The organism is Nostoc cf. edaphicum LEGE 07299 (assembly GCF_015207245.1).
In the GTDB taxonomy this organism is placed as follows: Bacteria; Cyanobacteriota; Cyanobacteriia; order Cyanobacteriales; family Nostocaceae; genus Nostoc; species Nostoc edaphicum_B.
The window spans coordinates 1-4,450 of record NZ_JADEXF010000454.1; the positions used below are offsets into that span (position 1 = coordinate 1).

3 protein-coding genes and 1 pseudogene are annotated in these 4,450 nt (G+C 39.3%); 2 read left to right on the top strand and 2 right to left on the bottom strand.

All coding sequences use genetic code 11. The features are described 5' to 3' along the window. Window positions 1-176: 176 nt before the first annotated feature. Window positions 177-731: a DNA starvation/stress protection protein DpsA gene (dpsA, locus tag IQ229_RS14625; protein WP_194044835.1), complete on the bottom strand. Its 555-nt coding sequence runs from the start codon at window positions 729-731 to the stop codon at window positions 177-179. 454 nt (window positions 732-1,185) lie between these two features. Between dpsA and IQ229_RS14630 the strand changes: the two genes are divergently transcribed. Both IQ229_RS14630 and IQ229_RS14635 read left to right on the top strand, forming a co-directional pair. Further along, window positions 1,186-1,443, top strand: a complete 258-nt coding sequence (locus IQ229_RS14630; RefSeq protein ID WP_099102114.1) for an Asr1405/Asl0597 family protein — start codon at window positions 1,186-1,188, stop codon at window positions 1,441-1,443. A 63-nt stretch (window positions 1,444-1,506) separates the two neighbouring features. Next, window positions 1,507-2,154, top strand: a complete 648-nt coding sequence (locus tag IQ229_RS14635) for a (2Fe-2S) ferredoxin domain-containing protein (RefSeq protein WP_194044837.1) — start codon at window positions 1,507-1,509, stop codon at window positions 2,152-2,154. Window positions 2,155-2,543: 389 nt separating this feature from the next. Here the strand turns inward: IQ229_RS14635 and IQ229_RS14640 are convergent. Further along, window positions 2,544-4,450, bottom strand: a pseudogene (locus IQ229_RS14640) (hypothetical protein); the annotation flags it as partial.

Sequence of the window (4,450 nt, forward strand, 5' to 3'; positions counted from 1 at the left end):
AACTAGCTAATTGCTAAATATTTTCAACGTTAAATATTATATAAATATGTTTACTTAGATTAAAAATGGCAGAGAAATAGGGATACCATTCTCTGCCATTTTTTATAATATTTTAATAGTTGGTGCTGCCAACTTTTTCTTTCAATCTAGGTAAACAAATCTAGATGATGAGAATTTTAGCTTTGAGCTGCTTGGACGAACCCTAAAGTTAAGCTGTCTTTGGCGAGGAAGTGAGATAAATGATATGCACGTTCCTCAGTTTTCAACAAAATCTTTTCGTAAAGATAGCGTGTGCCCCGATCGCCTAAACTCTCTGCCTGAGCAGCTTGACGACGAATTACGCCAATGATTGCTTGTTCGGCAGCTAGGTCATTTTCCACCATCTGGCGAGAGGAATATACACCTTCAGATTCTTGCTCAAAACAGGTTAATTCTGCTAATTTGCTGAAGGTAGCTACTGGCACACCACCCAGTCCATCCAAACGTTCTCCAATTTCATGAACGTGGTCTTGTACTTGGTTGTAGCTTTCGTTAAAAAACTCATGCAGAGAGTAAAATTCTGAGCCTTCAACTACAAAATGATGCTTTTGGTACTGCAAGTACAGTGCCTGGAAACTAGCTAATACAACGTTAAATCCTTCTGTAACTGGAGCGGTTACACTGTGATCCAGCAACACAGGATTGTCATATACATGACCAAAATTCCGTAACAAAGTTTGCGTTTCAGACATTGTTCTCCTCGTTATTTAGCAATTATAGATTTTAACTGCTTATTCTTTACATATTAACATTTTCACAATAAGAGCAAGCCAATTTGCCATCACAAGATTTTGTATTTTTGTTTACTAAAAGCCTTAACTTTATTGTTTGCTGGATTATGGCACGCTCATCAAGTTGTGTATATTTCTCATTACTATTGACATGAAAAGTTAAGTGTGCATATATACCGAAGAGAGTGAGGGGAGATGGAGGAGTAAATGCCTCTTTGCCCTGATACTCCTCGTTATCCCTCTAATCTTCCTTATGAAAGATTGCAATAATTTTATTTTTTTTCGAAAATTAATGAGAATTGTTTGCACTTAAGGTATGCTGGTTTTAAGAAGCTAGACTACTAAGATTTTCAAAAAGCAGGGAGTTAAATGGCGGTAGTTACTGCAAGTTTGTTGCACTTTGAGGGCAATTCTCTTGAAATCGTATAGTTCAGAAATAGAAATAAACCACCTTGTAGAGGTGAATTGGGTAGACCGCTGGCAAGTCTATCAACGCTTAGAGGAGTTAGACATTCCCTGTAGTTGTGCGGCTAACCAGCCATTAAAAGTTGAAATTAGCAATCCGACTGCGGCTGTTCAACTTTGGAGTGTAGTACGGCGATTTACAGCCTCTCGTCAAGACCAGATTTGGACTCTTGAGTGTTGCTGGAAAAGTCGCTATCAACAGTTCTAATTTTTAGCTGCTGCTGAAAATATCTTGCTTGACAGCTTGTCTTAAGTAAAAGGAGGTTAAAAAATGGGTGCATCTCACAATATGGAAGTATCAGAATTTTGCCTTGAGGGCAGATTTATAGATTTTGTTATTAAAGACGGCTATAAGCTAAAAGGTTTACTGCTAGGTACTCATGATGGTGAATGCTACGTTAAACTTGCTAAACATTTACGGGCTGCTTTTGATTTGCGGCTACCAGCAGGTACTTGGCTACAAGTTGTTGGTTATAAAGAATACGATATAAAAAAAGACAAAGTTACACTGAAAGCTGAACGTGTGATGGCGGCGCGTTCTGAAACAGCAACAATTCAAACGATCGCAGCACCACAAAAACCCCCATCTATTGATAATGTCAAGGTAAAACCAGCTAAGGCTAAGACCACGATTTTGGTGTGTCAAAAGTCTGATTGTATGAAACGCGGTGGTAAAGCAGTTTGTCAGGCGTTGGAGGCGGCTTTAAGCGATCGCGGTTTAGAAGACCAAGTTACAATTAAAGGCACTGGTTGTATGAAGAACTGTAAAGCTGGGCCAAATTTAGTAATGCCAGATAAAACGCGCCATAGCCGAATTCAAGCTGCACAGGTTCCAGCGTTGATGAATAAGCATTTTGGCGACAAAAATTTGTCAGCACAGCCTGAGAATTTAAGAGAAACGGTAATACCTAAATGGTAAATTTTGCAGAAACAAATAGTGAAATGTTGACATTTTAATGAGAAAGTTTAATAATATCTTCTCAAGTGTGTTCCTTTAATGTTCGGCCGTAAGCTTTGCTAAAAGTTAGCAATAAAATCAAAAAACTGGCTTTAATTAAGGCCAGTTTTTTGAATGCATAGGGTTTAAATTGAGCAAATTTTAACCGCAATGCTTCAATAATTTGGAAAGATTCAAGGGAATGTGATTGATTGGTGAATACGTAGACGCACTGAGGCTTGTTGTTGAACATCGCTTACATTTGAAGCGTCAATCATCATTGCGCTTACTCGTTTCTGTGCCAGAGTTTGAAATCTCAGGCTCATAGTGTAAGTCCACTCAAAGGAACTTACACTATGAGAGAGAATTGATTAGCAGTTTGTTGTTGGGACTCGTGGGTTTTCTGGTGGGTAGGTTGAAAATTTATAAGACTTGGTTAGAGAAGACTGCAACAACTGTCGGATGAATGTAGCTTGCAGATGGTCAGGCAAGATAGTCAAAAAGTCATTTAGGTCTTGGATAGCTTCACTAATAGATTCTGAGGAAGCACCTTTTAATAAAACATAGCGATATAAGTGGCCTGCTTGTTGAGTGTATTGAGCAGCCAAACAGTAAAGGGCTAAATTAAAGGCATTACGCCAGTCTTTAGGATTTTTTTTGTAATGTTCTGTAGCAAGCTTGATGACAGGCACTAGGCAAGTTCGTGCTTTGTTTGGTTGGTCAAGGGTTAAGTAAACTAAAGCGCGATTATACGCAGCATCTTCATAGCGTTTTTCTTCATAAGCGTTTAAGCCATTTGCTAATTGCTTACCCCAATACTGAACTTCAGCAGAATCCCCATCTTTACCAGCTTGAAGCATTGTTTTTACATATTGTTGAGCAAAAATAGGTTGATTTTTGAGGAGAGCAAGAAATTCATTAAGAGCTACAGATAAATTTCTTTGCGGCGACTGACATAATTTATGGTACAAGACGTTTAATGTATGACTTTGCCAGCTAGGATCACGCTGTTTGTTATCTTCATCCAATTGCAAATCGTTTCGCAGGCTGTCATAATATTTTGCCAACTTACCATGTATGTCAGCCCAACCTTGCGGCGATGAAAGGCGTTTGTGGCATAATATTTGGGTTTTGACGACATCATGATAAACCCAGCCGTTACTACGTTCCTTCAGAAAGGATGTTTCTTTTAGCCAAGTAAATAGCTCATCAGCTTCTTGTTCTGGTCTTAACTGGGCCATGACATCCCGGTTCAAACACCGAGGGATAGCAGCATCAAGCACCAGTTGTTGCCGTTTGGGATCGTCAATCCATCTTAAAAAGCTTTTTACAGCACTGCTGCTAGGCTCAATTAACTGGTTGGGGTCATTGTGATGAGCATCTGCTAGCATTTCCATGAGCAGGGGTAAGTTTCCAGAAACGTTTAAAATCACTTCAATAATGCGATTGTTTGTAATGCCTTTACGAGTTAGATATTGTTGGGCTTCTTCTTCTGTAAAGGGTTCCAGAGGGAAACGAACTATTAATTCTTCGTAGGATGCCCAGTCATTTTTATCTAATTCTTGGCGACCGGCGATGATTATTAATATATTGGCAGATACTTTACCGTGCTGGTTCTCAAAAATTTCCCGTAGCCAGTTATCTAGGAATTCTCCGGTGCGTTCTGAGGTATCGAAAAACAGAACAACAGGAGTTTTATCAGCAATTTTAGAAATATCTTGCAAAAATAGCGGGGTCAGAACTTCTTCGGGTTCTTTAACTAAATTTACTTCATCTTTATTGGTTATTTTCTTTGCAACATAAGATGCCCATTCTCCGGCTTGGGTAGCCAAAGCATCTTCATCTACAATCTCAAATACAGCGCCGCCAACGGGAACTTGACGCGCTAGGCGCACACCAGTTTTTACCATAGTTTTCCCGACAAAAGCGGAAAAGCCTTGAGGAGCATCTGGATCTGTTTCTAATTCTTGGCACTTTTGGCAGTAAACTTTGTAGCGATCGCTAAACTGCGTTAGTTTATAACCTTGCTGTTCTAACTCCTCAACTATACGACCCATGACTTCTGGTATAGTTTTTTCAGTTTCATCAGTGTAAGTCGAAATCATTTTTGCATCGTCAGCAATTTTACGAAACTGCCGCAGCAAAGTAGTTTTACCAACTCCACCTTGACCAGAAACGTTAAACAGAAAACAACGGCGATTGTCTTCTAGCGGTAATGCTAAATTTTGGCGAAATCGGTTTATTTGGTCTTCACGACCTACAAAATTTGATTGTTGAC